The sequence below is a fragment of the Anaeromyxobacter oryzae genome, assembly GCF_023169945.1.
GTDB lineage: Bacteria > Myxococcota > Myxococcia > Myxococcales > Anaeromyxobacteraceae > Anaeromyxobacter > Anaeromyxobacter oryzae.
This window is the reverse complement of sequence record NZ_AP025591.1, coordinates 6,048,917-6,075,727: the sequence shown is the minus strand read 5'-3', so window position 1 is coordinate 6,075,727 and position 26,811 is coordinate 6,048,917. Positions and strand designations below refer to the sequence as shown.

Genomic DNA, 26,811 nt, shown 5'->3' with positions numbered 1-26,811 from the left:
CGCTGCTCGGGCAGCGGCTGCTCGCCCCGCCGCCGCCGCGTCCGCCCGGATGGGCCGCCGCCAAGGGATGGCCCAGCGCTCCGCGTCGACGGCACTCCGGACCGTGGGAAGCTCCGCGGCGACGGGCGCCCGGAGGCCTCTCCGCATCATCGCGCGCGCTCGTCGACATGAGCGTACATCCGTGGTTTGTTCTGGGGTCACATGTTCCAGGTCAAGCAGGAGTCCCCCTTCCCACGCCTCGCGGCGCGCTGGACCGAGAAGCCGGTCGCCGACGCCGAGACGCTGGAGCTGACGCACGACGCGCTTGCCGCCGTCCGGCCGGACGACCTGCCGGAGGTGGCTCCGCTCGCGGAGCTCCTGCTCGCGCGGCTCGAGGGCCCCGACCGCGCGCACGCGCGCCGCGCGCTGTTCGCGCTGCTCGACGGGGTGCGCCGGCGGTTCTTCACCAGCCTGCTCCGGCCGGAGGACGTCGACGCCTGGCTGAAGATCCTCCTGCCGGCGATCGCCCGCGCGGACTACACGCTCGGCGAGGTGCTCCGGTCGCGGGAGGAGAGCGATCCGAAGACGGTCGCGCTCCGCGTGGTCGGGCAGGACGCCTGCGAGCTCACCGTCGCGGACCTGTCCCGGCGCTCCCGCGCCATCGCCCGCGGCGTCCTCGCCCTGGTGGACGGCGACCCGGAGGCGAAGGTCGCGATCCTCTCCGAGAACTGCCTCGAGGCGGCGCTCTGCGACCTCGCCTGCCTCTCGAACGGCATCGTCGACTTCCCGCTCCCTGCCAACGCCGTCGCCGAGCAGATCGTCTTCATGCTGAAGCACTCCGGGGCGCGCGTGCTGCTCGCCTCGGACGAGGAGCAGGTCGCGAAGGTGCTGCCGTCCCTCCCCGCGCTGCCGGAGCTCCGCGAGATCGTGGTGTTCTCGCGGTCCGCGGCGGACCGGAACGGGCTCCTCTCGCTGGACCAGATGGTGGGCCAGGGGGCCGACTTCGACGACGCGACGCGCGAGGCGCGCGCGGCGGCGGTGAAGGCGAGCGACGTCGCCACGGTGATGTACACCTCGGGCACCACCGGGAAGCCCAAGGGCATCGTCTTCACGCACGAGAACGTCGTCTCGAAGCGCCTCGCGCGCGGGTTCGCGCTGCGGGAGATCGGCGAGGGCGACGTCTTCCTCTGCTACCTGCCGCTGTACCACACGTTCGGCCGGTGGCTCGAGCTCACCGGATCGCTGTGGTGGGGCGCGACCTACGTCTTCGCGCGCTCGACCGCGCAGGCGTCGCTCCTCGAGGACTTCAAGCGGGTGAAGCCGACGGTCTTCATCTCCGTCCCGAAGAAGTGGATGGAGCTGCACGAGGCGGCGGTCTGGGAGGCGGCGTCCGACGATCCCGACGACCTCGCGGCGCACCTCCGCGTCATCACGGGCGGGCGGCTCCGCTACGGCCTTTCCGCCGCGGGCTACCTCGACCCCGTCGTCTTCCGGGCGTTCCACCGCGCCGGGACGGAGCTCTGCTCGGGCTACGGCATGACGGAGGCGACCGGCGGCATCACGATGACGCCGCCCGGCGAGTACGTGGACGGGTCGATCGGCAAGCCGCTCCCCGGCATCACCTGCCGCCGCGCCGACGACGGCGAGCTGCTCATCCGCGGCCCGTACGTGTCGCCGGGCTACTACAACCCGACGCCGGACGACCAGGCGGCGCACGAGGACGGCTGGTTCCACACGGGCGACCTCGTCTCCCTGGATGCCGACGGCCACTACCGGATCACCGGGCGGAAGAAGGAGATCTACAAGAACCGCCAGGGGCAGACGATCGCCCCGCAGCGCGTGGAGAACCTCTTCCGCGACTTCGAGGCGGTCTCCCAGGCGTTCCTGGTCGGCGATCACCGCGAGTACAACACCCTGCTCGTCTGGCCGAACCACGAGTCAGCGGCGGTGAAGGGCCGGCCGCCGGAGGAGCTCCGGGAGCTGCTCTCTTCGCTCGTCGCGAGCGCGAACCGGTTCCTCGCCCCGTTCGAGCGCGTCGTGGCGTTCCAGGTCCTCCCGCGCGCGCTGGACCTCGAGCACGGCGAGCTCACGCACAAGCTGAGCTTCAAGCGCGAGGTCGTCGAGAAGGTCTGGAAGGACGTCATCGACAAGATGTACGAGCAGAAGCACCTCGCGCTCGCCATCGACGGTTCCTTCCTCCGGATCCCGAACTGGGTGCTGCGGGAGATCGGCGTCCTCCAGCACGAGGTGTCGCTGTCCGGCGGCCTCCTCCGCGCCGGCGACCGGACGCTGCCGGTCGGGCTCGAGCCCGCGGCCCCCGGCGCGCTCCGCATCGGCGACCTCGCCTACGCGACCGAGGGCACCGTCATCGATCTCGGCGCCCTCCTCGCCCGCCCCGCGCTCTGGCTGGGAAACGAGGCCCTGCGCCGCTTCCTCGGCGACGAGGCCTTCCTCGCCCTGGTCGGCCGGCGCCGGAAGGGCGGCGGAGACCTCCGCATCGACGCGCGCGTCTGGCCGCCGCCGCCGGAGGAGCGCCTCAAGGAGATGCTCGAGACGGTCGACCGCGGCGAGGTGAGCTTCCACTCGATCCACGTGGCCGGCGAGCTGCTCCGCGCTGAGCGCCCCGAGGCGCGCCGCGCCATCAGCCACCTCCACATCGGCCTCGCCGCCGCCCAGAGCGAGCACGCCGCGCTGTGCCGCGCGCTGCTCCGGCGCGCGGCCGACGCGCAGGACGAGGACGTCCGCCGCCGCGCGTTCCGCGTGCTCCTGCCGAACGAGGACGCCGCCGAGACGCTCCCGACGCTGCGGCTCTTCGTGGACCGGATGGGCGCCATGGCGCTCCGGGACGAGGACCTGGCCGACCTCGGCGAGCGCGGCCTGACCGACGCGCAGGTCCAGGTCCTCCTCGCCCACCTCGCGTCCGACAAGGCGAACGCGCCGCCCGCCGACGCCTCCGACCGCCGCCTCCTCGTGGGCGCGATGCGCCTCCTCACCGCGACCGCGATCGCGCATCCGGTCTACTTCGCCCGCGTCCGCGTGCCCCTCGCGCGGCTCACGCTGCACGACGACGCGGAGATCTCCGCCCGCGCCGGAGAGGAGCTGGACCGCCTCCGCCGCGGGTTCTCCAACTGGATCGGCCCGAACCTCCGCCTCGCCATCGACCCGCAGACCGGCGTCGAGTACGGCTGGCGCGACGTGCTCGTCTTCGAGGACTCGGTCCCGCCGGACGGCCGCAACCACCTGCTCCAGGCCCTCGAGGACACCACCGTCGTCCGCGCCTCGGTGTTCCTCCTCGGCCGCGGCGTCCTCCTGTCGCTGGCCGACATTCCGCCGGGCGGCGCCACCGTGTCGCTCCTCGGCCGGCAGCACGGGAAGAGCGTCTACCGGCTCTCGATCCACACGCGCTCGCGCGAGGTCTTCGACGTCGCGATCAACGTCGCCGAGGACATGAACTTCGCCGAGCTGCGCCAGGAGGTGTCCTGGCTCCTCGCGGCCGGCGCGCCGCCGCCCCTGGTCGAGCAGTTCGCCGGCTACTTCGCCGAGTGGGGCATCTTCACCGAGGAGTTCATCCCCGGCGACGACGTCGAGCGGCAGGTCGCGCGGCTCGTCCGCCAGGGCGAGGCGAAGCGCCTGAAGCTGCTCTGGCCATTCCTGGTCTGGACCGCGCTCGAGGGGCACGTCCGGTTCTGGGACCGCACCGGCCGCCGCCTCGCGCTCCGCGAGCCCACCCCCGGCGCGTTCATCGTCCCGTCGCACGACTACCAGACCGGCGCGCGGCTCGTCTCGATCTCCGATCGCTCGCCCTGCAGCGCCTTCGACGAGCTCCTCGACCGGTTCCACGACGCGTTCGTCCGCCGGATCGAGGGGATGCGCCCCGAGCTCCGGGGCGAGATCGACGACGCCATCGAGCTGTCCGCCGTCGTCGAGGCGCTCGGGTACGAGCGCGGCGTGGCCCTCCTCGAGGACGTCTCGCAGACGTCGAAGCGCGCGGTCGCCATCGAGACGTTCCTCGAGCGGCTGCGCGACGGCGGCTTCACCCCGCAGCGGGTCTGGTTCGCGGCACGCCGGTACCGGCGCTGGCTCGACGTGAACCCCCAGGCCACCGTCGAGGCGCAGGGGAAGATGCTCGCGGAGCTGTGGGGCACCTACCGGATGAACGAGCTCGAGGCGGCCTGGCCGGACACGCGGGTCCGCTTCTTCCGCCGGACCGTCTTCGACGGCGCGCGCCCCGAGCTCGCGGCGGCGCTCGACCGGATCATGAACCGGGCGCGCGTCCTGCCGGCGGGAGGGCTCGACCTCGAGGAGCAGGTCGCCGCGGTGCGCTCCGCGGCGCGCCCCACGACGGAGGAGGACTACTTCCTCGCGCGCATGACGTACCGCTACCTCGCGCCGACCGACGAGGTGGCGCTCATCTCGATGCCCTCGGGCGGCCACTACGTGACCGAGGTCGTGGTGGCGCTCACCGACGAGGCCGGCGACCGGTACACCGTGCGCGGGCCGGTCTCGCCGCGCGAGGTGGCCCGCCTCCTGCACATGTTCCACGAGTCGAACCTGCAGGTGACGTTCACCACGGAGCACGAGTTCCTGCTGTGCCTCGACCCCAAGGAGACCGTCATCGGCGGCCTGTTCTACAGGCAGGTGTCGCCGGATCGCGTGCACATGGAGAAGCTCGTGGTCGGCCGCAAGCACCGCGGCAAGGGGGTCTCGGACGGCCTCGTGCGCGAGTTCGTGCGGCGCCTCAGGGCCCGCGGCGTCCGCCGGGTCGAGACCGGCTACTTCCAGCCCGAGTACCTCCGGCGCTTCGCCTTCCGGACGGATCCCACCTCCGGTGGCCTCGTGCGTGATCTCGAGGCGGACTCCTTCCCGCTCTGGCAGCCATGACCAAGTCCACCTGGAAGCTCATCGACACCACGCTGCGCGAGGGAGAGCAGTTCGCGAAGGCCTCCTTCCGCACCGAGGACAAGCTCGAGATCGCCCGCGCGCTCGACACCTTCGGCGTCGAGTACGTCGAGGTGACGAGCCCGGCCGCGTCCCCGCAGTCGCAGCGCGACGCCGTCCAGCTCGTGAAGCTCGGCCTCGGCGCCCGCGTCATCACCCACTCGCGCTGCGTGCTCGACGACGTGCGCGCCGCGGTCGACACCGGCGTCCGCGGCATCGGCCTCCTCTTCGCGACGAGCCGCATCCTCCGCGACTCGTCCCACGGCAAGTCCACGCAGCAGATCATCGACGCGATGGGGCCGCCCATCGAGCTCGCGCTCAGGGCCGGCCTCGAGGTCCGCTTCTCCGCCGAGGACGCGTTCCGGAGCGAGACCGCCGACCTGCTCGCCGTCTACCAGGCCGCGGAGCGGATGGGGGTGCACCGGGTCGGGCTCGCGGACACGGTCGGCATCGCGACGCCGCGCCAGGTGTTCGTGCTGGTGCGCGAGATCCGCCGTGCCGTCCGGTGCGACATCGGCTTCCACGGCCACAACGACACCGGCTGCGCCATCGCCAACGCGTACGAGGCCATCAGCGCGGGCGCGACGCACGTCGACGTCTCCGTGCTCGGGATCGGGGAGCGGGTCGGGATCACGCCGCTCGGCGGGTTCATCGCGCGGATGTTCGCCGTGGAGCCCCACGCCGTCGCGGAGCGGTACCGGCTCGGGCAGCTCCGCGAGCTGGAGCGGCTCGTCTCGCGGGTGACCGGGGTGGAGATCCCCTTCAACAACTACGTCACCGGCGAGACCGCCTACTCGCACAAGGCCGGGATGCACCTCAAGGCGATGATGTCGAACCCGGGCTCGTACGAGATCATCCCGCCGGAGGCGTTCGGCCTCACGCGGCGGCTCATCCTGGGCAGCCGGCTGACCGGGCGGCACGCGATCGCCTACCGCGCGCGGGAGATGGGGATCACCTTCGGCGAGTCCGAGCTCAAGGCCATCACCCGCCGGATCAAGGAGATGGCGGACGCGGGCGAGCTCTCGGAGGAGCAGATCGACAAGGTGCTCCGGGACTGGGTCACGGCCTGACCGCCCGATCCGGCGCGGGGTGCTAGACTCCGCGCCCCGATGCTGCGCGCCCGCCTCCTCCTCCTCGCCGCCGCGGCCCTCTGGTCCACCGCCGGTGCGGCCATCAAGCTGTGCGGCCTGTCCGGGTGGCAGATCGCCGGCGCGCGCTCGCTCGTCGCGGGCGTGTTCCTGCTCTTCCTCGTCCCCGAGACGCGCCGGCTGCCGTCGCCGCGCGTCCTCCTCGTGTCCGTCGCGTACGCGTTCACCGTCGTGCTGTTCGTCGTCGCGACGAAGCTCACGACGGCGGCGAACGCGATCTTCATCCAGGACACCGCGCCGCTCTGGGTCCTCGTGCTCTCGCCGTGGCTGCTCCGCGAGCACCCGACGCGCGGCGAGCTGCTCGCCATCCCGGTCTACGGCCTCGGCCTCGGCCTGTTCTTCCTGGACGAGCTGTCGGCGGGCCAGGTCGCCGGCAACCTGGTGGCCCTCGCCTCGGGCGTCGCCTTCGCGCTCTCGATCGTCGGGCTGCGCCGGCTCCGCCACGAGGGTCCGTCGGCGCTCGTGTGGGGGAACCTCGTGGCGGCCGCCATCGCCCTGCCGCTCTGGCCCGCCGGGCCCGCGCCGCGCGCGCTCGACCTCGCGCTCGTCGCGTACCTCGGGGTGTTCCAGCTCGGGCTCGCCTACTACTGCTTCTCCCGCGGCCTCGAGCGCACGCCCGCGGTCGAGGCGTCGCTCCTCGTCCTCCTCGAGCCGGTCCTGAACCCGATCTGGACCTTCCTGCTCGCGGGCGAGCGGCCCGGGCCATGGGCGATCGCGGGCGGCGCGGTGGTGCTCGCCGCGACGGCGTGGCGGACGGTGGTGCCGGTGCTCCTCCCGCAGCGCGCCGCGGAGCCGTGAGGTGAGCGCTCAGCTCACCGCGGACGCCCGGCCGCGCCGCTCGGCGCGGCGCGCGCCGTCGCCGAAGAAGAACTCCTCGACCTCGGCGCGTCGGCCGATCGTGTCCTGGTACCCGAGGTCCATCACGCGCTGCACGTAGATGGGCTCGAAGGCGAGGTACGACAGCAGGTCCTCGCCGGCGTGCCCCGTCGCGCCGATGCCCTTCAGCAGGTACCGGAGCATCGACGGGAAGCGGTGGTACTCGTCGGCCGCGAGCTTGCCGAGATCCGCCGACGGGCGGAGCACGAGCGCCGGGATCGGGCGCAGGTCGAGGTCGCTCTTGCCGAGCTTCTCGTGCGGGATGAGCGCGAGCCCCTTGTTCACGCGCTCGAGCCGCTCGACGTCGGAGTCGAGCGAGTCGAGGAACACCGCGTTCAGGAGGACGCCCGCGATCTCGGAGAGCGGCAGGACGTCCGTCTTCTCCACGATCTCGTCCCGCGCCGTCTCCGCGGGGTTGCGCAGGTGGCGCACGCTGATGGCCACGATGCGATCGGCGCCGAGGTGGATGGCCGGGCTCATCGGGTAGATCATCCGCACGCAGCCGTCGCCGTAGAACGTCCGCTCGAGCCGGACCGGCGGGAAGAAGACCGGGATGGCCGCCGACGCCATCACGTGGTCGAGCGTGATCCGCGCCCGCACGCCGATCCGCGTGGACCGCATCCAGGGCTCGATCTCGGGCGCGCCCTCGAAGAACGTGACCCCGGCGCCGGTGTGATAGTTGGTCGCCGACAGCGCGATCCCGCGCAACCGGCCGGAGCGAAGGTGGCGGCGCATCCGGCCGAAGGGGATCTCCTTCTCGAGCATGCTCCGGAGCGGCGCCGGATCGAGGAGGAAGTTGATCCCGGGCTTCCCGATCAGGCCGCCCGCGGACAGGTCGCGGATCCACCGCGAGCCGATGGTGGCGAGCCGGAGCGCGCCCGTCTTGTAGATCCGGTCGGGCGTGAGGGTGGCCCACGTCGCGCGGAGCCGCTCGGAGGAGCGAGGGAAGTCCTCCGCGCCGGTCGCGAGCGCAAGGCCGTTGATCGCGCCGGCGCTGATCCCGGCGATGACGTCGAACGGCAGGGCGCCCGGGCCGACGATCTCGGCGAGGGCGCGGATCGCGCCCACCTGGTACGCCGCCCGGGCTCCGCCGCCCGTCAGTACGAGGCCCGTGTGGCCCACGTCTCGAACCTAGCCTCTGCGCCGCATCGCGGCACGCTGCTGCTCGTCACCGCAGCACTCGGAGCGCCGCCTTCACGTCCGGGACGGCCAGGTACAGATTCACCTTGGAGGCGCTCTTCGCGGTGCCGACGTAGGCGTACGCGACGTTGACGCCCGCGGCGCCGAGCCGGTCGGCGACGTTTCCGAGCGCGCCGGGCCGGTCCGCGATCGTCACCTCGACGACCTCGTCCTCGGTGGTCTTCCAGCCGTGCTTCGCGAAGATCCGCTTGGCCGCCGCGGGCTTGTCCACGACGACGCGGACGAACCCGCGCCCGTCCATCGCGGTCGCCATGAACGCGCGGATGCTGATGCCCTTCTCGCCGAGCGCGTCGGCCACCTGGCCGAGCATGCCCGGGCGATCCTCCACCCACGCCGAGATCTGCTTCGCCCTGGGCACGGTGACCCCTCCTTGGTGGCACGCGCACTGCTCCCGGCGGGGGAGCTGACGAACGCGTGAACGGCTTTTCCTCCCATAGGGGCCCCGGGGGCGGGCGCGCCACCGAGACGTGCAGCCGGTGTCGCCGCTCCGTCCACTACGCGAGCGCCGCGGCGAACGGGAACAGCCCGAAGGCCCCGCCGGTGTGGAGGAACACGACCCGCCGCCCCGGGAGCCCGCCCGCCTCCGCGGCGCGCGCGGCGAGCCCGAGCATTGCCTTCCCGGTGTAGACGGGATCGAGCAGCACGCCGTCCTCGCGCGCGGCCCGGCGGATGATCTCGAGGCCGGCCGCGGTCGCCTGCGCGTAGCCGGGGCCGATGAACCGGTCGTCGACGGCGATCTCCTCCGTCCGGACCTCGGGCAGCGCCGGCCAGCGGCGGCGGGCGTCGGCGCAGATGCCGGCGATGGTCGCCCGGAAATACGCCTCGTCGTTGCAGACCGCGAACCCGAGCGGATGGGCCCCGCGCCACCCGAGGAGCCGCACGCCCAGCTCGATCCCGGCCCCGGTCCCGCCGGAGCCGGCGGCGTACGCGATCGTGAGCGACCCGTCGCGCCACGCCGCCGGCAGCTGGGCCCGCAGCTCCGCCATCGCGAGGACGTACCCCAGGCTGCCGAGGGCCGACGAGCCGCCCTCGGGGATCACGTACGGCCGCCGCCCGGCGGCGCGCGCCTCGTCCGCCACGCGGGCGAGGACCTCGGTCCGGCGCCGGTACTCCTCGTGGGAGACCCAGCGGATCTCGGCCCCCGCGAGCCGGTCGAGGAGCACGTTCGCCTCGGGGGCGGGTGGATGCGCGGGGTCCACGACCCGGAGCAGCACGATCGCGCGGAGGCCGCGCTTCGCCGCCGCGAAGGCCGTCGCGCGGCAGTGGTTCGACTGGACGCCGCCGCAGGTGACGAGCGTGTCCGCCCCCTCCGCCTCCGCGGCGGCCACGAGGTACTCGAGCTTGCGCGCCTTGTTGCCGGACAGCTCGAGGCCGGTGAGGTCGTCGCGCTTGTACAGGAGCTCGAGGCCGAGCGCGGCACCCAGCCGCGGCGACGCCTCGACGGGCGTGGGGAGCCGCGCGAGCGAGACGCGTGCCGGCAGGTTCACCGCGGGGAGATCCATGCGCACCTCGGACGGTCGGACGTGATCTGGCTGCTCAGCGGTGCGCCGCGCCGGCCCGGCGAGCGGCGTCCGCGAGCACCTCGTACCGCTGGCAGCCGACGACGCGGATCGGCTCGCGGCCCGCGAGCGGGACGAAGTCGAAGGTGGGTACGCCCGTGACGCCGGCCGCGATCGCCTCCCGCCGCGCGGCCGCGACGTCGGCGAGCCGCGCGGGGTCCGAGGCCGCCGCGAGCGCCGCCTGCGGGTCGACCCCCGCCTCGCGGGCGATCCAGCGGAGGTCCTCGTCGCTCTCGATGCCCCAGCCGCGCCGCCAGTATGCATCGAAGGCGACGACGCGGAGGGAGTCGAGGCGGCCGACCTCGCGCGCGAGCCGCGCGACGGCGAGGACGCGGCGCGTCGGCGCGAGCCGGGTGGGTGGGGCGAGGTCCGGGATGCCGAACCCCTCCGCGAACGTCTTCACGTACCCGAGCATCGCGTCCGCGTTGGGCAGCCACGACGCGAGCGGGACGCCGCCCGCGGGCGTCTCGGGGTGGAGCTCGTAGCCCACCCACGTCAGCTCGAGATCGAACTCCTCCTGCAGCCTGACCAGGCTGCTGCGCTCCGCGACGAAGCAGAACGGTCAGACGAAGTCGGAGAAGAGTCGCAGCGCGGTGCTCATCGGTCCCTCTGGTAACCGGACGCGCGGGCCCGCACCACCCCTCGTCGGTCGGGACCGGTCGCTTCCGCCGCCGGTCGCGCCGCGCGCCCCCGCACAGGCCGGTGCGGCGCTCCGCCCGGAGGCGTGCTAGATCCGCACCTCCGTGCAGGCCTCCCCCTCCCGCTGCGAGCGCTGCCGCTTTCCGCCCGAGCTCTGCCTCTGCCCGCTCGTGCCGCGGCTCGACGCGCCCTGCCGCTTCCTCGTGCTGCGGCACGCGAGCGAACGGGAGCGGCTCACGAACACCGCGCGGTGGGCCGCGCTCGCGCTGCCCGGGACCGAGATCGTCGACCACGGCCTGCCCGAGGCCCCGCCCGACCTGTCCCACCTCTCCGCACCGGGTACGTTCGTCCTCTTCCCCGCCCCGGCCCCGGCGCCGCCCCCGACGGTCCCCCCGCGCCTCGTGGTCGTCCCCGACGGCACCTGGAGCCAGGCGCGCCGGATGGTGCAGCGGGTCCCCGTGCTCCGGACGCTGCCGCGCCTCGCCCTGGCCGGACCGCCGCCGGGGCAGCGCCTCCGCCGTCCGCACCGCGGCGACGGGATGTCGACCCTGGAGGCGATGGCGGGCGCCCTCGCGGTCCTCGGCGCCGGCGAGGCGGCCGAGCGCCTGCTCGCCCTCCACGCGACCGCCGTCGAGCGCGTCCTCCGGCTCAAGGGGATGCCCGACGGCATTTCGCCCGAGGCCGTCCACGCCGAGCGTTGATCGACCATGTCCTTCCGCTTCCACCCCGGCCCCCGAGATCCCGGCACCCGCGCCCGCCGCGGCGCCTTCGTGACGCGCCACGGACGCGTCGAGACGCCCGCGTTCATGCCGGTGGGCACGCGCGCCAGCGTCACCGGCCTCACGCCCGAGGACGTCGTCGCGCTCGGCGGGGAGATCATCCTCGCGAACACGTACCACCTGCTGCTCCGGCCCGGCCCGGAGGCGATGCGCCACTTCGGCGGCGTCCACCGGTTCATGGGGTGGGACGGGCCGGTCCTCACCGACTCGGGAGGCTTCCAGATCTTCTCGCTCGCGCGGGACCGGACGGTCACCGAGCAGGGCGCCCGCTTCAAGAGCTACGTCGATTCCCGGATCCACGTGCTCACGCCGGAGTCGTCCATCGCGATGCAGACCGCGATCGGCTCCGACGTGATGATGGTCCTCGACGTCTGCCTCCCGTCCACCGCGCCGGCCGCGGAGATCCGCGAGGCGATGGACCGGACCCACCGGTGGGCGCTCCGGAGCCTCGCCGCACGCGAGGACCCGGAGCAGGCGCTGTTCGCCATCGTCCAGGGCGGCCTCGACCCGGCGCTCCGCGCGGAGTCGGCCGCCTTCCTCGTGCAGCACCCGTTCGACGGGTTCGCCATCGGCGGGCTCGCGGTGGGCGACACGCGCGAGGAGCGCGGCGACGTGATGGAGCGCACGGCGGACCTCCTGCCTCCGGATCGCCCGCGCTACCTCATGGGCGTCGGGACGCCCGCGGACATCCTCGAGGCGATCGGGCGCGGCGTCGACATGTTCGACTGCGTGCTGCCCACCACGATGGCCTGGCAAGGCACCGCGTTCACGGGGACGGGCCGCGTCCGCGTCACGCGCTCGGAGTATCGCCTCTCCGACGCGCCGCTCGACCCGGCGTGCGGGTGCGCGACCTGCCGCCGCCACAGCCGCGGGTACCTGTACCACCTGCTCAAGTGCCGCGAGCCGCTCGGCCCTCGGCTCCTCTCGGTGCACAACGTCCACCACTACCTCGAGCTCATGCGGCAGGCGCGGGCCGCCATCGAGGTGGGGCGCTACGGCGCGTTCGCGCAGGAGAAGCTCGAGGCGATCGACCGGCACGAGCACGACGCGAGCGGAAGGCCTCCGGGGCGGCGGCGGGTGCCGGAGGGGATCCCGTCGGCGAGCGCCTTCGTCCCGGGCGACGGGACTGCCCCGACCCCGGACCCGGACGCGAACCCGGCTTCTCCCGTCCCCGGGTCCCCGGTCCCATGGCCCGTGGACCCTGGCCCGGGTCCAGGATCCTCGGCCACGGGCCACGGGCCACGGGAGGCGGGTCACGGGCACGAGAGCCCGGTCACGGTCACGGGCACGGGCACGGGGGAGAGCACGTCGCGCTTCCACCTGGTGCTCACCTCCCTCGGAGCCCCCGCCGTCCGCGACGCGCTCTCCGGCGAGGTCATGCACCCCGTCATCGGCCCGGCGGTCGAGTCGGAGCGCCTGTACGTGGCGCAGTCCCGCCTCCGCGATCGCCTCGCGGAGCCCGGGCCGCCGCTCGTGCTCCTCGACGTCGGCCTCGGCGCGGGATCGAACGCGCTCGCCGCGCTGCGGGCGGCGTGGGGCGCGCCGCCGGGCGGCCGCGGGCTCGAGGTCGTGAGCTTCGAGCAGGACACCGGCGCGCTCGCGCTCGCCGCGACCGACGACGGCGCGGAGCGGCTGGCGCTCGAGCAGTTCGCGCGCGACGCGGCCCGGACGCTGCTCGCGACCGGCTGTCACGAGGGGCCGCGCACGCGCTGGCGGCTCGTCCGGGGAGACGTCCTCGAGACGCTGCCCCGCGAGAAGGTCCGCGCCGACCTCGTGTTCTGGGACCCTTTCAGCCCGAAGGCGAACCCGGAGCTCTGGACGGCAGCGGCGTTCGCCGCCGCCTTCGCGCGCTCCGGGCCTCGCGCGGCGCTGTTCACCTACAGCACCGCGACGGCGACCCGCGCCGCGCTGCTCCTCGCCGGCTTCTGGGTCGGCGCCGGCGACGCGAGCGGGCCGAAGGAGCAGACCACCGCCGCGGCGACGGCCCCGGACCTCGTCGCGCGCCCGCTCGACCGGCGCTGGCTCGAGCGCCTCGAGCGCTCGAGCGCGCCGTTCCCGCCGGACGCGCCCGCGGACGCGCTCGACCGGATCCGCGCGCACCCGCAGTTCCGCTGACGGCACGCCATGGACTACGCGCCCGCGCGCTGGCTCCCCGGCGCCCACGCGATGACGGTGTTCGCGAGCGTCGCGCGCCTCGGCCCGCGTCCGCGGGCGCGGCGCGAGCGCTGGGAGCTGCCCGACGGCGACTTCCTCGACGTCGACTTCCTCGGCGCGCCGCCGCCGGACGCGCCTGCGCTCGTCATCCTGCACGGGCTCGAGGGCTCGTCGCGCGCGCCGTACGTGCGCGGCCTCGCCGGCCTCGCGCTCCGGGCCGGGCTGGCGCCGATCGCGGTGAACTTCCGCGGGTGCTCGGGGACACCGAACCGGCTCCCGCGGTTCTACCACTCGGGCGAGACCGGGGACCTCGACCACGTCGTCCGGCGCCTCGCGGCGGCGCGCCCCGGCCGCCCGATCGTCATCGGCGGCTTCTCCCTGGGCGGGAACGTCGTGGTGAAGTACCTCGGTGAGCGCGGCGACGACCTCCCGGCCGAGGTCCGCGGCGGCGCCGGCATCTCCGTCCCCTTCGACCTCGCCCGCGCGGCGCGGGCGCTCGACGCCCCGGGCTTCTGGAACCTCGTCTACCGGGAGCGGTTCCTCCGCAGGCTCCGGGCGAAGGCCCTCGCGAAGGCGCGGCGGTTCCCGGAGAGCCTCGACCCGGCGGCGATCCTCGGCGCCCGCACGTTCGCGGCCTACGACGCGGTCGTGACCGCGCGGCTGCACGGGTTCGCCTCCGCCGAGGACTACTGGACGCGCTGCTCGTCCGGGCAGTTCGTGCGCGGCGTGCGCCGCCCCCTCCTGCTCGTTGCCGCCATCGACGATCCCATCGTCCCGGGCGACAGCGTGCCGGTCGAGGCGGCGGGAGCGAATCCGGCCGTCACGCTCGTCGCGACGGAGGTCGGTGGCCACGTGGCGTTCGTCGCGGGCTCGCCGTTCTGGCCGAGCTTCTGGGCGGAGGCCCGCGCGGCGGCGTTCCTCGCGGACGCGGCGCGGCGCTGAGGCCGGGCAGCGGCGCTACCCGCCCGCGGGCGGCGCGAGCGCCGGCGACCGGACGCGGCGGAGGAGCGCGCCCGCCCCGCGCCGCGCGGCGACGATCCCGTGGTGGACGGCGAAGCTCGCGGCGAGGACCGCGAGCGCCACGGCGACGGCGTGGCCGAACGAGAGCCTCGGCCCGATCCGCCCCGCGAGCCCCGCGTGCGTCGACCAGCCGTACACGACCGGCAGGTGGAGGGCGTAGACGCCGAGCGAGGCGCGCCCGAGCGGCGCGACGCGCGCTGCCGCCGCGGCGGGCACGAGCGACAGCGCCGCGAGGAGCACGAGGATCACGCCGACCCGGAAGAGGACGAGGCGCGGGTCCGCGGGCGGCATCGCGCCGACGCCGGTCCAGAAGGTCGCGACGACGAGCGCCGCGCCCACCGCCGCCATCGCTCCGGCGCGCCGGCCCCCGCCCCCGCCGGCGAGCAGCGCGAGCGCGCCCCCCGCGAAGAAGTACGCGGCCCATGGGAAGAGCGGGAACGGCGACGTGCCGCCCGCCGCCTGTTGCAGCGCGAGCCCGAGCCCCGGCGCATGCATCGCCGACGGCGCCGGCGCGAGCGGCGCCGGCGCGCGCATCCCGAGCGACACCGCGAGCACCGCGACGAGCACGAACGCGAGGACCCGCTCGCGGCGGTCCCAGGGCAGCGCGAGCAGGCAGGCGGCCCCGAGGAGCGAGAGCGCGATCGTGTGGAGCGCGTCGAACGCGAGGAGGTGCGTCCAGGGCGCAGGCGCGCGCGCGAGGAGCCCGGGGACGTCCCACCCCGGCCAGCGAAGCGCGGCGCCGACGGCGAGGAGGAGCAGCACGCGCGGGAGGCGGCCGCGCGGGATGGCGAGCCCGGCGGCGCGGCCGCGACCGATCGCGACCGTCACCGCCCAGCCGGACACCATGAGGAAGAGCGGCGCCGTGAGGCCGCGCGCCTTCCAGTACGCCGCGACCGCCGGCGAGGCACGGACGTCCGCGGCGAGGAGCGCGTCGAGCGTGTGCCCCACCACCATCGCGAGGACGCCCAGCGCGCGGGCGGCGTCGAGCGCCGCGATGCGCGGCGCGCGGGCGAGCGCGGGCCCGGGCGGGTCGACCGCGGCGAGGTGGGAGATCGCGCCGGGAGACGAGACCGCGGCGGCGGAGCTGGGCTGCGGAGGCGACAACGCGCCGGGGTATAGCACGGCGCGGCCGCGGCGGCTGCCTCGCGAAGCCCGAGGCGGCCGCCGGGCCGCGGGTCCCACCCCGTACTACTTGAGGCCGCCCTTCACGTACTTCGCGAGCGACTCGATCTGGGCGTCCGTGAGCTTGCCCTTGAACGCGGGCATCTTGCCCTGGCCGTTCGAGATGTCCTTCACGAGGTCCTCGTGCGAGAGCTTCAAGGCCGTGAGGTCCTTCGCGCCCATCTTCTGGCCGGCGGGGGTCCCCTTCCCGTCCTTGCCGTGGCAGACGGCGCACTTCTGCGAGAAGAGCGCCGGGGCCTCGTCGGCGCGGGCGACGGCGGCGGTGGCGAGCAGGGCGAGAGCGAGGGCGAGGCGCTTCATGGTGATCTCCAGTCGAGGTGCGAGTGGACCTACGGGGACGGAGCCCCGGCGACCGCCGCCGGGGGCGCAGCGTGGGCGCGCTCGGGCGCCCGGAACGTTCCGACGAGGATCGGCACCGCGATCTTCACGAGCAACGTGAACACGAGGAACCCGATCCCGAACACGCCGAGGGCGATGGCCCACTCGGTGCCGGTCGGCGTGTACTCGTAGATCTGCCCCAGCGTGGACGGCGTGAAGCCCGGGATGATGAGGCCCATCCCCTTCTCGATGTAGACGCCCGCCCAGATGAGGAGGCAGCCGAGGTTCAGGGTCCGGTAGTCCTTCCGCGTGCGCGGCACGAGGAACAGCCCGAACGCCGCGACGCTGCAGACGAGCGAGATCCAGGCGTAGCGCACGAGCGCCGTGTGCGGCGCGCCCGTCACGTCGTGGAGCCCGCCCCAGAGGTACTGCGTGTAGGCGAGGTGCTCGGTGGCGGAGTAGTACTCCTTGAACAGCTCCGCGCCGAGCAGGAACAGGTTCAGGAACATCGCGTAGCTCATGAGCTCCGCGATCTTCCAGATCGCCTCGTCCTTGATCGGGAAGTCGTTCGTCCGGCGGAGGATCTGGAACAGGATGATCATCACCGCCGGCCCGGAGCAGAACGCGGAAGCGATGAAGCGCGGCGCGAGGATCGACGCGTTCCAGTACGGGCGCGCGGCCATGCCGTTGTAGAGGAACGCCGTGACCGTGTGCGTGGAGATCGAGATCGGGATCGAGAGCAGGACCAGCGGGAGGAAGATCTTCTTCGCATACGACTCGCCCCGGTAGGTCTTGTAGAGCAGGTACAGGACGAGGGCGAGGTTCACGAAGAGATACGTGTGGAGCACGAGCGCGTCCCACGTCAGCATCGACCTGGGGAAGTTCGGCGTCCCGAAGAACGGCATGATGTGGAGGAACCGGTCCGGGCGCCCCATGTCCACAAGGATGAAGAGGAGGCACATGGTGAGCGCGCTGATCGCGAGCAGCTCGCCGAGGACCACGACCTCCTTGAGCGGCTTCCACCCGTAGACGTACGCAGGGATGACGAGCAGCACCGCGGCGGCCGCGACGCCCACGAGGAACGTGAAGTTCCCGATGTAGAAGGCCCACGACACGTCGTCGCGCATGTTGGTCGCGATGAGGCCGGTCGCGGCCTGCCGGACGTAGGCGACCCCGCCGACCCCGATCGCCAGGAGCAGGAACACGATCCACGCCTTGTACGCGCGACCGCCGATGAGCACCTGGCGGATGCAGCCTCTCCCGAACTCGACGATCCCGGACATCGGCGCCTCGCTAGGTCGCGTAGAAGTAGTAGAACTGCGGGTGCGTGGCGAGCTCCTCCTTGAAGACGAAGACGCGCTTCGTCTCCATCACCCTGCGGATCTCGCTCTCCGGGTCGAGCAGGTTCCCGAACTTCCGGGCGCCGACGGGGCAGACCTCGACGCACGCCGGGTAGCGCCCGGCCCGCGTCCGCTGGATGCAGAAGGTGCACTTCTCGACGACGCCCTTCGGCCGGGGGCGGTTCCCGAGGTAGTGCTGCTCGGGGTTCAGCTCCTCCGGCGGCAGGTTCGGCTGCGCCCAGTTGAAGTGCCGCGCGCCGTAGGGGCACGCCGACATGCAGCAGCGGCACCCGATGCACCAGTCGTAGTCGACGACGACGATGCCGTCCTTCTCCTTCCACGTCGCCTGGGTCGGGCAGGCCTTCACGCAGGGCGGGTTCCGGCACTGCTGGCACTGCACCGGGAAGTAGAACTTCCCCGGCCGCGGCACCGCGTCGGCCTCGTAGTAGAGGTTCGCGTGCGCGAGGTCCACGCCGCGGTCCTTCTCCATCTCGAGCACCTGGATCCAGTGGATCTGCGGGTTCTTCCGCGACTGGTTGTTCTCCTTCACGCACGCGTACACGCACCGGCGGCAGCCGACGCAGCGCGAGATGTCGAGGCCGTACCCGAACTCGACGCCGGGGCGCGGCCCCTCCGCGGAGACGTGCGTCCCCTTCCCGAACCGCTGCTGGTTCCGCTTCTCGACCTTCGCGAGCACCTTCTTCAGCTCGTCCGGCGACAGCTCGCGGAAGTGCTTGCGGAGGAAGTCCTCCATGTCCGGCGCGCCGCTGCACGCGAGCGCGGAGACCGCGACGCCGGCCGCCGCCGTCCGGAGGAAGGCGCGGCGGGCGGGGTCGATCGGGCCGTCGCCGACGGCGGCCTCTGCCGCCGGCCGGGGATCGACGTCGCCGGTGGATGCGCCGAGCACGGGCAGGCTCCTCTTCGGGCTCATCGGCGCTGCTCCTCCGGCCGGACCGGCCGCGGTTCGGGCTTGATGAACGTGAGCGTCGGGGCGACGGTCTTCTTCCCGTCCGCGACCACCTCCTGCACGCCCTTGAAGCGGGGCGAGTGCGGGTTGTGGCAGTTCACGCACAGGAAGTACGTCTTCTGGCCGTCCCAGTGGCCGATCCTCTTGCCGTGGATGCCGGCGCGCCAGTCGCGGTACTTGTCCCCGTGGCACTGCCCGCAGAGCCGGTAGGACTCGGTGAAGGGCACGGTGGCGCCGCTCGCGAGGCGGAGGACGTCGCGGTTCTGCAGGTCGTGGCAATCGAGGCACCAGCGGTCCGGGGTGCCGTGCGCGAAGACCGACTGCTGCTCGTCGTGGAACCCGAGCTCGCGCCGGGTCGCGTTCTTCTCCATGCTCTCGTGGCACGCGGAGCACGGGTAGATGCCCTCCGAGAACGGGGGAGCCTCCGCCTCGACCAGGGCCTCCGGCTTCCGCTCCGGCCTCGCGTCAGCCTTCATGGCCGGCGGCCCTTTCGGCGCCTCCGCGCGGGCGGCTGCGGCGACGACGAGGACTGCGAGCGCGGCGGCCGTCGACCAGGGCATCCAGCGATGGAGCATTCGCGGCTCCCTCCTATGGCCGCGAAGCTACGCCGGGCTTGACCGAGGTCAGTTGACGCAAATCAACCCTTACAGGGACTCACTTGGGTCGCCCTTGCCCGCCGAGAACCCCAGGCGCTGCTGCCGTTTCCACTGTCCGTGGGCGCGGCCGCGCGACGCGAGCCGATCGAGGAGCGCGCCGGTCTCCGGATCGATCCGTCCCGGCCCGGCTGCCTCCCAGGGGGTCCCCGGAAGCGGCATGAAGGCGTGCGCGTGGACGCGGGCTCCGCCGTCCGCGAGCTCGCGGAGGAGCGCGCGGGTGTCGGCCCGGTCGTCGCCGGTCTCGCCGGGGAGCCCGAACACGAAGTCGACGCTGACGGTGAAGCCCGCGTCGCGCGCGAGCGCGACCGCGCGCCGGACGTCCTCGACGCCGTGCCCGCGGCCCATCTCTGCGAGGAGCCGCTCCGAGCCGGACTGCGCGCCGACGATGACCGCGTCGTTGTCGCAGTAGCGCCGCACGAGCGCGAGCGCGCGCTCCGACACGTGCTCGGGCCTGAGCTCGGACGGGAAGCTGCCGAAGAAGAGGCGCCGCGCCGGCCCCGCCTCCTCGCGCGCCGTCGCGAGCAGCGCCTCGATGGCCTCGAGATCGCACCCCGCGCCCGGCGATCCCCAGGACAGCGCCGACGGCGTGAGGAAGCGGACGTCCCGGGCGTCGAGCCGGGCGTGGAAGCGGACCCAGCGGCGGACGCTCTCGAGCGAGCGGTGGCGGAACCGCGCGCGGAAGAGGAACGGTGTCTGGCAGAAGCGGCAGGCCCAAACGCAGCCGCGGGTGATCTCGAGGGGGCCGATGCGCCCTGCGCGAGGCGCGCACGGCGGGACGGCGTCGAGGTCCACCGGCGCGGCGCGCCCGCTGGTCCGGACGCGGTCGCCCTCGCGCCAGGCGAGCCCGGGGACCGTCCCGGGCGCGCGACCCTCGGCCACCGCGGCGAGCAGCGCCGGGAGCGTCGCCTCCCCTTCCCCGATCGCGGCGAGGTCGAATCCGGCCGCGAGCGTGCCCTCCGGATCGGCGCTCGCGTGGGGGCCGCCGGCGACGTGCAGCGCGTCGAGCCCGGCGGTCCCGGCCCGGACCCGGGCCAGCTCCGCGGCGACCTCCGGGAAGCTCGCGCTGTAGAAGGACCACCCGACGACCGGTCTCCGCCCCGTGGCCGCGTGCCGGCGGATGACGGCGACGAGCGCGTCCGGGCCCTCCGCCCGCTCGACGGGGACGTGCGCCGTCGCCGGGTCGGTCTCGACGGCGCCGAGCAGCACGTCGAGCGCGAGCCGGGCGATCCTGCGGTAGTGGAGGACGAGGGAGACCACGAGCCGGGAGCGTAGACGCGAGCGCGGGCGGGCCGCAAACCGGCGCCGTCGTCGAGCCCGCAGCGCCGGCGGGGCGGTCGAGAGGAGCTACGTCGGCTCGCCGGAGAGGATCTCCCGCGCGACCCGCTCCGGGTCCTCGGAGCCGAGCCCGAGCGCCGCGAGCTGGCCGTCGAGCAGCAGGCCCGACAGGCCGTGGACGATCGCCCACGCGGCGGCCGCCCTGCGACGGACGGCAGCCTCGTCGAGCCCCGGTGCGCTCGCGCGCACGCCGTCGAGGAGGACCCCGAGCGCTCGATCGCTCGCCGCGCCGAGTGCGTCGTCGGCACGCCGGCCCCGGGCCACCTCCGCTCCGAACATGAGCCGGAACAGCGCGGGGTGCTCGGCGGCGAACCGCACGTACGCGACGCCGACCTCGAGGAAGCCGCGCTCGGGGGGCGCCCGCTGCCCCGCCGACGCCAGCGCCGCCGCGAAGCGGTCGAACCCGCGCGCCGCGAGCGCCCGCAGGAGCGCCTCCCGATCGTCGAAGTGATGGTAGGCCGCCGTGTGGGTCACGTGCGCGGCGCGGGCGATCGCCCGGAGCGCGAGCGCGCCTGCGCCCTTGCGCTCGAGGAGGCGCTCGGCGGCGTCGAGGAGCGCGTCGCGCAGGTTCCCGTGGTGGTAGGGCCGCGGATGGGTCGGCATCGGGCGGAGCATGCCACTCGATCTTGCCAACGGCAACATCGCGCGCTAGCCTCATCTTGCCATCGGTAAGATTGGAGGTCACATGGACCGGACGGCCGAGACGTTCGACGCGATCGTGGTGGGCTCGGGCATCGGAGGCCTCGCCGCGGCGACGCTCCTCGCCCGCGTCGGCGGGAAGCGCGTGCTCGTCCTCGAGCGGCACTTCAAGCCGGGCGGGTTCACGCACACGTTCCGCCGCCGCGCGTGGGCCTGGGACGTCGGCGTCCACTACGTGGGCGGCATGGGCGAGGGCGAGCCGGCGCGGCGGCTGTTCGATCTCGCGTCGGGCGGCGCGCTCGGGTGGCAGCGGATGCCGTCGCCGTTCGAGCGGTTCGAGTACCCCGGGTTCGCGCTGGACGTCCCGGACGGCGAGGACGAGTACCGCCGCGCGCTCCAGGACGCATTCCCCGCCGAGCGCGACGCGATCGATCGGTGGTTCCGGGAGCTGCGGCGGGCGGCGGCGTGGGCGGGGCGGTACTTCCTCGGGCGCGCCCTGCCCCGTCCGGCGTCGGCGCTCCTCGCCCTGCCCGGGCGCGCCGCGGCGCTCCGCACCACCGGCGAGGTCGTGGCGCAGACGTTCCGCGATCCGCTGCTCCGGGCCGTCGTCGCGTCGCAGTGGGCCGACTACGGCCTCCCGCCGTCCCGCAGCGCGTTCGCGATGCACGCCGTCGTCGCGACGCACTACCTCGGCGGCGCCTGGTACCCGGCGGGCGGCGCGGGCTCGATGGCGCGCACCCTCCTCGCCGGCGTCGAGGCCGCGGGCGGGAGCTGCCGCGTGAACCACGAGGTCGTGTCGATCGAGGTCGAGGGCGGGCGGGTCGCGGGCGTGTCCGCGCTCGCCACCGAGGGCGGGCGGCAGCGTGAGGTGACCTTCCGCGCGCCGGTCGTGATCTCGGACGCGGGCATCGCGGCGACCTACGGGCGCCTCCTCGCGCGCGGGGGCCCGCGGAGCGCCGCCGGCGGCGGCACGTCGTCCGTCACGCTCTACCTCGGGCTGAAGGAGAGCCCGGCACGGCTCGGCTTCCGGGGCGAGAACCACTGGATGTTCGAGGTCGCGGATCACGACGCGATCTGGGACGCGCGCGACGAGCTCCTCCGCGGCCGCGCGACCGCGGCGTACCTCTCGTTCCCCTCCCTCAAGGACCCGCTCGCGCGAGCGCACACCGCCGAGGTGCTGGCGATGGTGGACGGGAGCGCGTTCGCGCGGTGGCGCGACCGGCCGTGGCTGCACCGCGGCGAGGAGTACGAGGCGCTGAAGGCGCGCATGGCGACGGCGCTGCTCGACCTCGTGGAGCGGCGGCACCCCGGCTTCCGGGACCTGGTCGCCTACCAGGAGGTCTCGACCCCCGTCACCGTCGAGCACTTCACCGGTCACGCGGGCGGCCGGATCTACGGCGCCCCCGCCACGCCCGAGCGCTTCCGGGACCCGGCTCACGGCGTCCGGACGCCGGTGCGAGGCCTGTTCCTCGCGGGCGCGGACGCGGCGTCGCTCGGCGTCGTCGGCGCGTTCATGGGCGGCGCGCTCGCGGCGGGCGCCGCGATGGGCCCGCTCGGCGTGGGGCGGATCTTCTCGGCCGCGTCGCGGGTGGCAACGGCCGAGCCGGAGCGGGCGCGTGCCGCGGCGTAGGTCGGGGCGGGCCGGGGGGCGCGGCGAGGTGCGCCCGCCGCTCCCGCCGGGGGGAGCGCCCGGCTCCGCGGGACCGCTGCGGGTGCTCGGCGGGGTCGTGGCGGCGCGCGTGGACGCCCCGCGCGCCGCGTCTCACCCGCGGCGCCGGAGCCAGATGCTCCCGCGGGTGTTCTCGAGGCAGAGCGGCAGGTGCTGCTCGAAGTAGGCCGGGGTGGAAGCGCGGTCCGTCTCGGCCGCGCCGGCCACGACGTCCAGCGCGAGCCGGGCGATCTTGCGGTAGTTGCCGCAAACCGGTCCTTTGAAGCGCGAGGGAGTTCATGGGCGCCTGGGGCGGCCGCCCGGCGGAGCGCAGGACCTCGAGGACGCGGCGTCGTGCGGCCGGCAGCGCCGTCCCGAACTCGCGGGACGTGCCGCCGGCGAGACCGGTTGGCGAGGCAACCACCTCCGCGCGGAAACCGAGGCGCGCACGCGACCCGCGACGCACCCGCGACCCGGGGACAACTCCCAGCCCGAGGACGTGGGATGGCCGGGAGGACGGCGTCGGGAGACGATGCGCCCCTCCACGCTGCTCGCCGTCCAGGCCCGTCGCGATCCGCGCGGATCCGGGAGCAGCGCGGATCGTGGTGTCCCAACGAAGTCCCGGCGCGCCGCCCGGCGGCCGCCGGCTCACCGCCGGTTCGTGGATGGCGTCACCCTGCGCGCCCGGGCCTCCGGCGACGCGGGATCGAGGGGGAGATGATCCACCGGAAGAGCTGGGGCGCCCTCGCGCTCCTCGCGATCACGGCGGCGTGCAGCAAGACGGGCGTCTCGGGCGACGGCGCGCGCAAGGGCGTCTCCGAGGGAACGTTCCGGGTGCTGGTCCAGAACGGCCAGACCAGCGCCGCGCTCCAGATCCAGGGCGGCCGCGTCTACACGGACGACGGGCAGCTCGACTGCGGCGTCGACGATGCCGGGAACCGGCTCGGCCTGTGCGCCGCCGAGTTCCCCTCGCCCGCGACCGTCGTCCTGCACGCCGCGCCGAGCGGCGCGGACTCGAGCCTCAGCCCCGCGAGGCCGTTCACGTTCCTGGGCTGGGCGGGCGACTGCAGCGGCGAGGGCGACTGCACGCTGTCGGGCCGCGCCGACCGGTACGTGGTCGCGACCTTCGGCGCGGTGCGCTCCGGCCATCCGAACTTCACCGATCCGGCGGTGCACGGCCCGGCGTGGACCGCGTACGCGGAGCGCGCGCCGGGCGCGCTGGACTGCCGGAGCTGCCACGGCGCGCATCTCCAGGGCCAGGGGATCGCCGGGGCCTGCACGAGCTGTCACCCGTGGCCGCTCGCGTCGAGCGGTGCCCTGTCGTGGGACCAGGGCCGGTGGGACGAGCTGAGCTGGCGATAGCGGACGCGACTTTCGACCGACCGGCCGAACCGTTTCAGGGCGGGTGACCCGGCGAGGGCGGACGACGTCAACGCCAACTTCGACTACCTGGCGGACCAGATCACGACCGGGCGCCTCGTGTGGCGCGGGACGTGGAACTCGACGACGACGTACTCGATGAACGACGTCATCGAGTACAACGGCTCGACGTACGTCTCGGTGAGCAGCAACACCAACACGCCGCCGCAGGGGAGCCCGGCGTGGAACCTGCTCGTCCAGCGCGGCGCGACCGGCCCGGCCGGCGCCGACGGCGCGGAAGGGCCGGCCGGCCCGGCCGGTGCGACGGGCCCGCAGGGTCCGAAGGGCGACGCGGGTCCCGCCGGTCCGACGGGTCCCACGGGTCCGCAGGGCTCCGCCGGCGCCAAGGGCGACCCGGGCCCGGTCGGCCCGCAAGGTTTCGTCGGCCCGCAGGGACCTCAGGGGTTGCAGGGCGCGAAGGGGGACACCGGCGCGACCGGTCCGCAGGGGCCCGCCGGCGCCAAGGGCGACCCGGGCCCGGTCGGCCCGCAAGGTCCCGTCGGTCCGCAGGGACCTCAGGGGTTGCAGGGCGCGAAGGGGGACACCGGCGCGACCGGTCCGCAGGGGCCCGCCGGCGCCAAGGGCGACCCGGGCCCGGTCGGCCCGCAAGGTCCCGTCGGTCCGCAGGGATCTCAGGGGTTGCAGGGCGCGAAGGGCGACACCGGCGCGACCGGTCCGCAGGGCCCTCAGGGTGCGCCCGGTGCCGCCGGTCCGCAGGGGCCGGTCGGCGCCACGGGTCCGCAAGGGCCGACGGGTACGCTCGGCGCGCCGCTCTCGATGACGACGACCGCGTCGTGCACGGAGTCCCTCGTCGCATACGGCGTCAGCGGCTGCGCTTCGGGCAACCCGTCCGTCTCGCTGCCCTCGACGAGCACGAGCACGCGGGTCCTCGTCATCGTGACCGCGCACCTGACCGTGAACGGCAGCAGCACGACCGGGTTCGCGAGCGTGTCGGTCGACGGGGCCACGGCGCTCGACGAGCGCGGCGTCGCCGGCGGCGTCACCGCGAACGGCGGCTCGCCGACCGAGATCCAGCAGGCGAGCACGGTGACGCCGATGACGATCTCGCCGGGCGCTCACACCTTCACGATGCAGTACAAAGTCAGCGCGAACTCCTGCACCTACAAGAACAGGACGATCGCCGTCGTCCCGCTGGATTGATCGCCCGATCGGCGCCTCAGAACGTTCCCCGTGCCAGCAGATCCCGCATCGAGATCGTCCCCAGCAACCGCTTCTCCCCATCGACGACCGGCAGCCGCTCCAGGTCCCCGACCCCGAACCTCGCCGCCACCTCGGCGACCGTCATCGAGGTCGTGACCGGCTCGACCTCGCGGTCGACGACGTCCGCCGCGACGATCATCCCGAGGTCCGCCTGGTCCGAGATGGTGCCCTTCAGCGCGTCGAGCTGGATGACGCCGAGCAGCCTGCCCTCGTCGTCGGTGACGTACAGGTCGTGCCCGGGCGCGAGGCTGAGGAGCTTCTTCACGAGGGCCTCGAACGGCATGGCGGGCGGCACCCGCTCCGCGTCCGGGTGGACGAGCGCCGTCACCGACATGGCCCGGAGCCACCCCGGCCGCGGCAGCTCGGGGAGCGCCGTGCCGCGCCGCCGGAGCGGTGCGGTGTAGAGCGAGTCCGGCTCGATGGCGCGGCTCGTGCCGGCCGCGACCGCGGCGCAGAGCATGAGCGGGAGGATCACGCCGTAGTCGCCGGTCATCTCGAACAGGATCAGCACCGAGGAGACCGCGGCGTGCGTCGTCCCGGCGAGCACGCCCGCCATCCCGACGAGCGCGAGGGCGCCGGGCGGGGCGAGCCCGGGGAAGAAGTGCGAGAGCAGCTGGCCCGCGGCGCCGCCGATCGCCGCGCCGAAGAAGAGCGAGGGCGTGAAGAGCCCGCCCGGCACGCCCGTCCCGGCGCACAGCGCGGTCGCGCCGAGCTTCAGCAGCGGCAGCACGAGGAGCAGCTCGAGCGGCACCGCGCCGAGGAGCATCTGGTGGACGGTGTCGAAGCCGTTCCCGAGCAGCTCCGGGAACCGGATCGCGAGGGTGCCCACCGTGGCGAGCCCCAGCACCGGCAGGAACGGCTGCGTCCACCGCGGCAGCCGCTCGAACCGGACCTCCACCCAGCCCATGACGCGGACGTAGATCGCCGAGGACAGCCCCAGCACCGGCGCGAGCGCGAGCCCGAGGAACAGCTCGCGGACGTCGAGGAGCGCGTACTCAGGGATCACGTAAGCGGTGTGCGCGAGGGGGAGCGTGCGCGCGGTGGCCGTGGCGACCACGCACGCGACGACGATGGGCCCGAGCAGCTCGAGCGCGAAGCTGCCGAGCAGCACCTCGAGCCCGAAGAGCGCGCCGCCGATGGGCACGTCGTAGGCCGCGGCGATCCCGGACGCCGCCCCGCAGGCGACGAGCACGCGGGTCTGCCGCTCCGTCAGCCGCAGGCGCTCCGCGAGCCACGAGCCCGCCGCCGCGCCGGTCTGGACGAGGGCGCCCTCGCGGCCGAGCGACGCGCCCGAGCCCACGGACACGATGGACAGGAAGCCGCGGAGCAGCGTCCGCCCGAGCAGCAAGCCCCGCCCGCGATGCCAGATCGCCTCGATGATCCGCGCCGTCCCGTGCCCGCCGCGCAGCTGCGGCCAGAGCAGCATCGAGAGCGAGACGAGGACACCCGCGCCCGCCGGGACGAGGACGCGCCGGAGCGGGGAGGCCATGGCGACCGCTCCCACGAACCGCTCGGCGGGCGGCCAGGCGACCCGCTGCACGACCGAGAGGAGCCACAGGAGGACGCCGGAGCCGAGCCCCGAGAGGAAGCCGGTGGCGATGACCAGGAACCAGAACCGCTGCGCCGCGGCCGGGAGGACGCGCAGGAAGTCGCGGAGCGACCCGAAGAACAGCGGCGGCGAGGTGCCGCCGTCGAGGGGGCCTCGCTCGATCTGGGGCTCCGCTCCGTTCACGCCGCGCGCGCTCCCAGACGGAGGCGTCCCGCGCCGCCTCCCTCCGGCGTGCGGGCGCCCGG

21 protein-coding genes are annotated in these 26,811 nt (G+C 74.3%); 9 read left to right on the top strand and 12 right to left on the bottom strand.

The window, feature by feature from the left end:
- Positions 1-201 precede the first annotated feature (201 nt).
- Genes AMOR_RS26590 through AMOR_RS26580 form a run of 3 tightly spaced genes read left to right on the top strand, consistent with a single transcriptional unit; the run spans position 202 to position 6,863 of the window.
- Positions 202-4,860: an AMP-dependent synthetase/ligase gene (locus tag AMOR_RS26590; protein ID WP_248355739.1), complete on the top strand. Its 4,659-nt coding sequence runs from the start codon at positions 202-204 to the stop codon at positions 4,858-4,860.
- Positions 4,857-5,987 (top strand): homocitrate synthase, encoded by a 1,131-nt coding sequence (gene lysS / locus AMOR_RS26585; protein ID WP_248355738.1) that lies wholly within the window; start codon positions 4,857-4,859, stop codon positions 5,985-5,987. The genes AMOR_RS26590 and lysS overlap by 4 nt, the downstream gene beginning before the upstream one ends.
- A 39-nt stretch (positions 5,988-6,026) precedes the next feature.
- Positions 6,027-6,863: a DMT family transporter gene (locus AMOR_RS26580; RefSeq protein WP_248355737.1), complete on the top strand. Its 837-nt coding sequence runs from the start codon at positions 6,027-6,029 to the stop codon at positions 6,861-6,863.
- 9 nt (positions 6,864-6,872) lie between these two features.
- Here the strand turns inward: AMOR_RS26580 and AMOR_RS26575 are convergent, their stop codons facing one another.
- The 4 genes from AMOR_RS26575 to AMOR_RS26560 form a co-directional block, all read right to left on the bottom strand.
- On the bottom strand, positions 6,873-8,063 hold the full coding sequence (locus AMOR_RS26575) for a patatin-like phospholipase family protein (protein WP_248355736.1): 1,191 nt from the start codon (positions 8,061-8,063) through the stop codon (positions 6,873-6,875).
- A 46-nt stretch (positions 8,064-8,109) separates the two neighbouring features.
- Entirely contained in the window at positions 8,110-8,499 is a 390-nt protein-coding gene (locus AMOR_RS26570) for an ACT domain-containing protein (RefSeq protein ID WP_248355735.1), read from the bottom strand.
- A gap of 136 nt (positions 8,500-8,635) precedes the next feature.
- Entirely contained in the window at positions 8,636-9,643 is a 1,008-nt protein-coding gene (locus tag AMOR_RS26565) for a D-cysteine desulfhydrase family protein (RefSeq protein ID WP_248355734.1), read from the bottom strand.
- Between the two features lie 34 nt (positions 9,644-9,677).
- Positions 9,678-10,223, bottom strand: a complete 546-nt coding sequence (locus AMOR_RS26560; RefSeq protein WP_318653878.1) for a DsbA family oxidoreductase — start codon at positions 10,221-10,223, stop codon at positions 9,678-9,680.
- 220 nt (positions 10,224-10,443) lie between these two features.
- Here AMOR_RS26560 and AMOR_RS26555 point away from each other — a divergent pair, with 220 nt between their 5' ends.
- Genes AMOR_RS26555 through AMOR_RS26545 form a run of 3 tightly spaced genes read left to right on the top strand, consistent with a single transcriptional unit; the run spans position 10,444 to position 14,214 of the window.
- Complete coding sequence (locus tag AMOR_RS26555; protein WP_248355733.1) at positions 10,444-11,040, top strand: tRNA-uridine aminocarboxypropyltransferase; 597 nt, start codon at positions 10,444-10,446, stop codon at positions 11,038-11,040.
- Positions 11,041-11,046: 6 nt separating this feature from the next.
- The gene (tgt, locus tag AMOR_RS26550) at positions 11,047-13,233 is read left to right on the top strand and encodes a tRNA guanosine(34) transglycosylase Tgt (RefSeq protein WP_248355732.1); all 2,187 of its coding nucleotides are present in this window, start codon (positions 11,047-11,049) and stop codon (positions 13,231-13,233) included.
- A gap of 9 nt (positions 13,234-13,242) precedes the next feature.
- The gene (locus AMOR_RS26545) at positions 13,243-14,214 is read left to right on the top strand and encodes a YheT family hydrolase (RefSeq protein ID WP_248355731.1); all 972 of its coding nucleotides are present in this window, start codon (positions 13,243-13,245) and stop codon (positions 14,212-14,214) included.
- 15 nt (positions 14,215-14,229) lie between these two features.
- Here AMOR_RS26545 and AMOR_RS26540 read toward each other — a convergent pair whose 3' ends face one another.
- From AMOR_RS26540 to AMOR_RS26510, 7 genes are all read right to left on the bottom strand, one after another.
- Entirely contained in the window at positions 14,230-15,396 is a 1,167-nt protein-coding gene (locus AMOR_RS26540) for an acyltransferase family protein (RefSeq protein WP_248355730.1), read from the bottom strand.
- A gap of 84 nt (positions 15,397-15,480) precedes the next feature.
- Positions 15,481-15,774, bottom strand: coding sequence for a c-type cytochrome (locus AMOR_RS26535; protein ID WP_248355729.1), 294 nt, complete (start codon positions 15,772-15,774; stop codon positions 15,481-15,483).
- A gap of 29 nt (positions 15,775-15,803) precedes the next feature.
- Positions 15,804-17,075, bottom strand: a complete 1,272-nt coding sequence (gene dsrP, locus AMOR_RS26530) for a sulfate reduction electron transfer complex DsrMKJOP subunit DsrP (protein ID WP_248355728.1) — start codon at positions 17,073-17,075, stop codon at positions 15,804-15,806.
- A gap of 10 nt (positions 17,076-17,085) precedes the next feature.
- Positions 17,086-18,063 (bottom strand): 4Fe-4S dicluster domain-containing protein, encoded by a 978-nt coding sequence (locus AMOR_RS26525; protein WP_248355727.1) that lies wholly within the window; start codon positions 18,061-18,063, stop codon positions 17,086-17,088.
- Positions 18,060-18,674: a hypothetical protein gene (locus tag AMOR_RS26520; protein ID WP_248355726.1), complete on the bottom strand. Its 615-nt coding sequence runs from the start codon at positions 18,672-18,674 to the stop codon at positions 18,060-18,062. The genes AMOR_RS26525 and AMOR_RS26520 overlap by 4 nt, the downstream gene beginning before the upstream one ends.
- Before the next feature lie 69 nt (positions 18,675-18,743).
- Positions 18,744-20,012 carry a TIGR04013 family B12-binding domain/radical SAM domain-containing protein gene (locus AMOR_RS26515; RefSeq protein WP_248355725.1) on the bottom strand — a complete coding sequence of 423 codons (1,269 nt, stop codon included), beginning with the start codon at positions 20,010-20,012 and terminating at the stop codon, positions 18,744-18,746.
- 87 nt (positions 20,013-20,099) lie between these two features.
- Entirely contained in the window at positions 20,100-20,693 is a 594-nt protein-coding gene (locus tag AMOR_RS26510) for a TetR/AcrR family transcriptional regulator (protein ID WP_248355724.1), read from the bottom strand.
- Positions 20,694-20,775: 82 nt separating this feature from the next.
- Here AMOR_RS26510 and AMOR_RS26505 point away from each other — a divergent pair, with 82 nt between their 5' ends.
- From AMOR_RS26505 to AMOR_RS29755, 3 genes are all read left to right on the top strand, one after another.
- Entirely contained in the window at positions 20,776-22,359 is a 1,584-nt protein-coding gene (locus tag AMOR_RS26505) for a phytoene desaturase family protein (protein ID WP_248355723.1), read from the top strand.
- A 735-nt stretch (positions 22,360-23,094) separates the two neighbouring features.
- Entirely contained in the window at positions 23,095-23,739 is a 645-nt protein-coding gene (locus tag AMOR_RS26500; protein ID WP_248355722.1) for a hypothetical protein, read from the top strand.
- A gap of 117 nt (positions 23,740-23,856) precedes the next feature.
- On the top strand, positions 23,857-24,957 hold the full coding sequence (locus AMOR_RS29755; protein ID WP_318653838.1) for a collagen-like domain-containing protein: 1,101 nt from the start codon (positions 23,857-23,859) through the stop codon (positions 24,955-24,957).
- 16 nt (positions 24,958-24,973) lie between these two features.
- Here the strand turns inward: AMOR_RS29755 and AMOR_RS26490 are convergent, their stop codons facing one another.
- Positions 24,974-26,749: a chloride channel protein gene (locus AMOR_RS26490; protein ID WP_248355721.1), complete on the bottom strand. Its 1,776-nt coding sequence runs from the start codon at positions 26,747-26,749 to the stop codon at positions 24,974-24,976.
- Between the last annotated feature and the right edge of the window lie 62 nt (positions 26,750-26,811).

What these genes read in the sequence shown, in the direction of transcription:
- AMOR_RS26590 (WP_248355739.1), top strand. Translation starts at nt 202, where the DNA reads ATGTTCCAGGTCAAGCAGGAGTCCCCCTTCCCACGCCTCGCGGCGCGC.
- lysS (WP_248355738.1), top strand. Translation starts at nt 4,857, where the DNA reads ATGACCAAGTCCACCTGGAAGCTCATCGACACCACGCTGCGCGAGGGA.
- AMOR_RS26580 (WP_248355737.1), top strand. Translation starts at nt 6,027, where the DNA reads ATGCTGCGCGCCCGCCTCCTCCTCCTCGCCGCCGCGGCCCTCTGGTCC.
- AMOR_RS26565 (WP_248355734.1), bottom strand. Translation starts at nt 9,643, where the DNA reads ATGGATCTCCCCGCGGTGAACCTGCCGGCACGCGTCTCGCTCGCGCGG.
- tgt (WP_248355732.1), top strand. Translation starts at nt 11,047, where the DNA reads ATGTCCTTCCGCTTCCACCCCGGCCCCCGAGATCCCGGCACCCGCGCC.
- AMOR_RS26545 (WP_248355731.1), top strand. Translation starts at nt 13,243, where the DNA reads ATGGACTACGCGCCCGCGCGCTGGCTCCCCGGCGCCCACGCGATGACG.
- AMOR_RS26535 (WP_248355729.1), bottom strand. Translation starts at nt 15,774, where the DNA reads ATGAAGCGCCTCGCCCTCGCTCTCGCCCTGCTCGCCACCGCCGCCGTC.
- dsrP (WP_248355728.1), bottom strand. Translation starts at nt 17,075, where the DNA reads ATGTCCGGGATCGTCGAGTTCGGGAGAGGCTGCATCCGCCAGGTGCTC.
- AMOR_RS26525 (WP_248355727.1), bottom strand. Translation starts at nt 18,063, where the DNA reads ATGAGCCCGAAGAGGAGCCTGCCCGTGCTCGGCGCATCCACCGGCGAC.
- AMOR_RS26520 (WP_248355726.1), bottom strand. Translation starts at nt 18,674, where the DNA reads ATGCTCCATCGCTGGATGCCCTGGTCGACGGCCGCCGCGCTCGCAGTC.
- AMOR_RS26510 (WP_248355724.1), bottom strand. Translation starts at nt 20,693, where the DNA reads ATGCCGACCCATCCGCGGCCCTACCACCACGGGAACCTGCGCGACGCG.
- AMOR_RS26505 (WP_248355723.1), top strand. Translation starts at nt 20,776, where the DNA reads ATGGACCGGACGGCCGAGACGTTCGACGCGATCGTGGTGGGCTCGGGC.
- AMOR_RS26500 (WP_248355722.1), top strand. Translation starts at nt 23,095, where the DNA reads ATGATCCACCGGAAGAGCTGGGGCGCCCTCGCGCTCCTCGCGATCACG.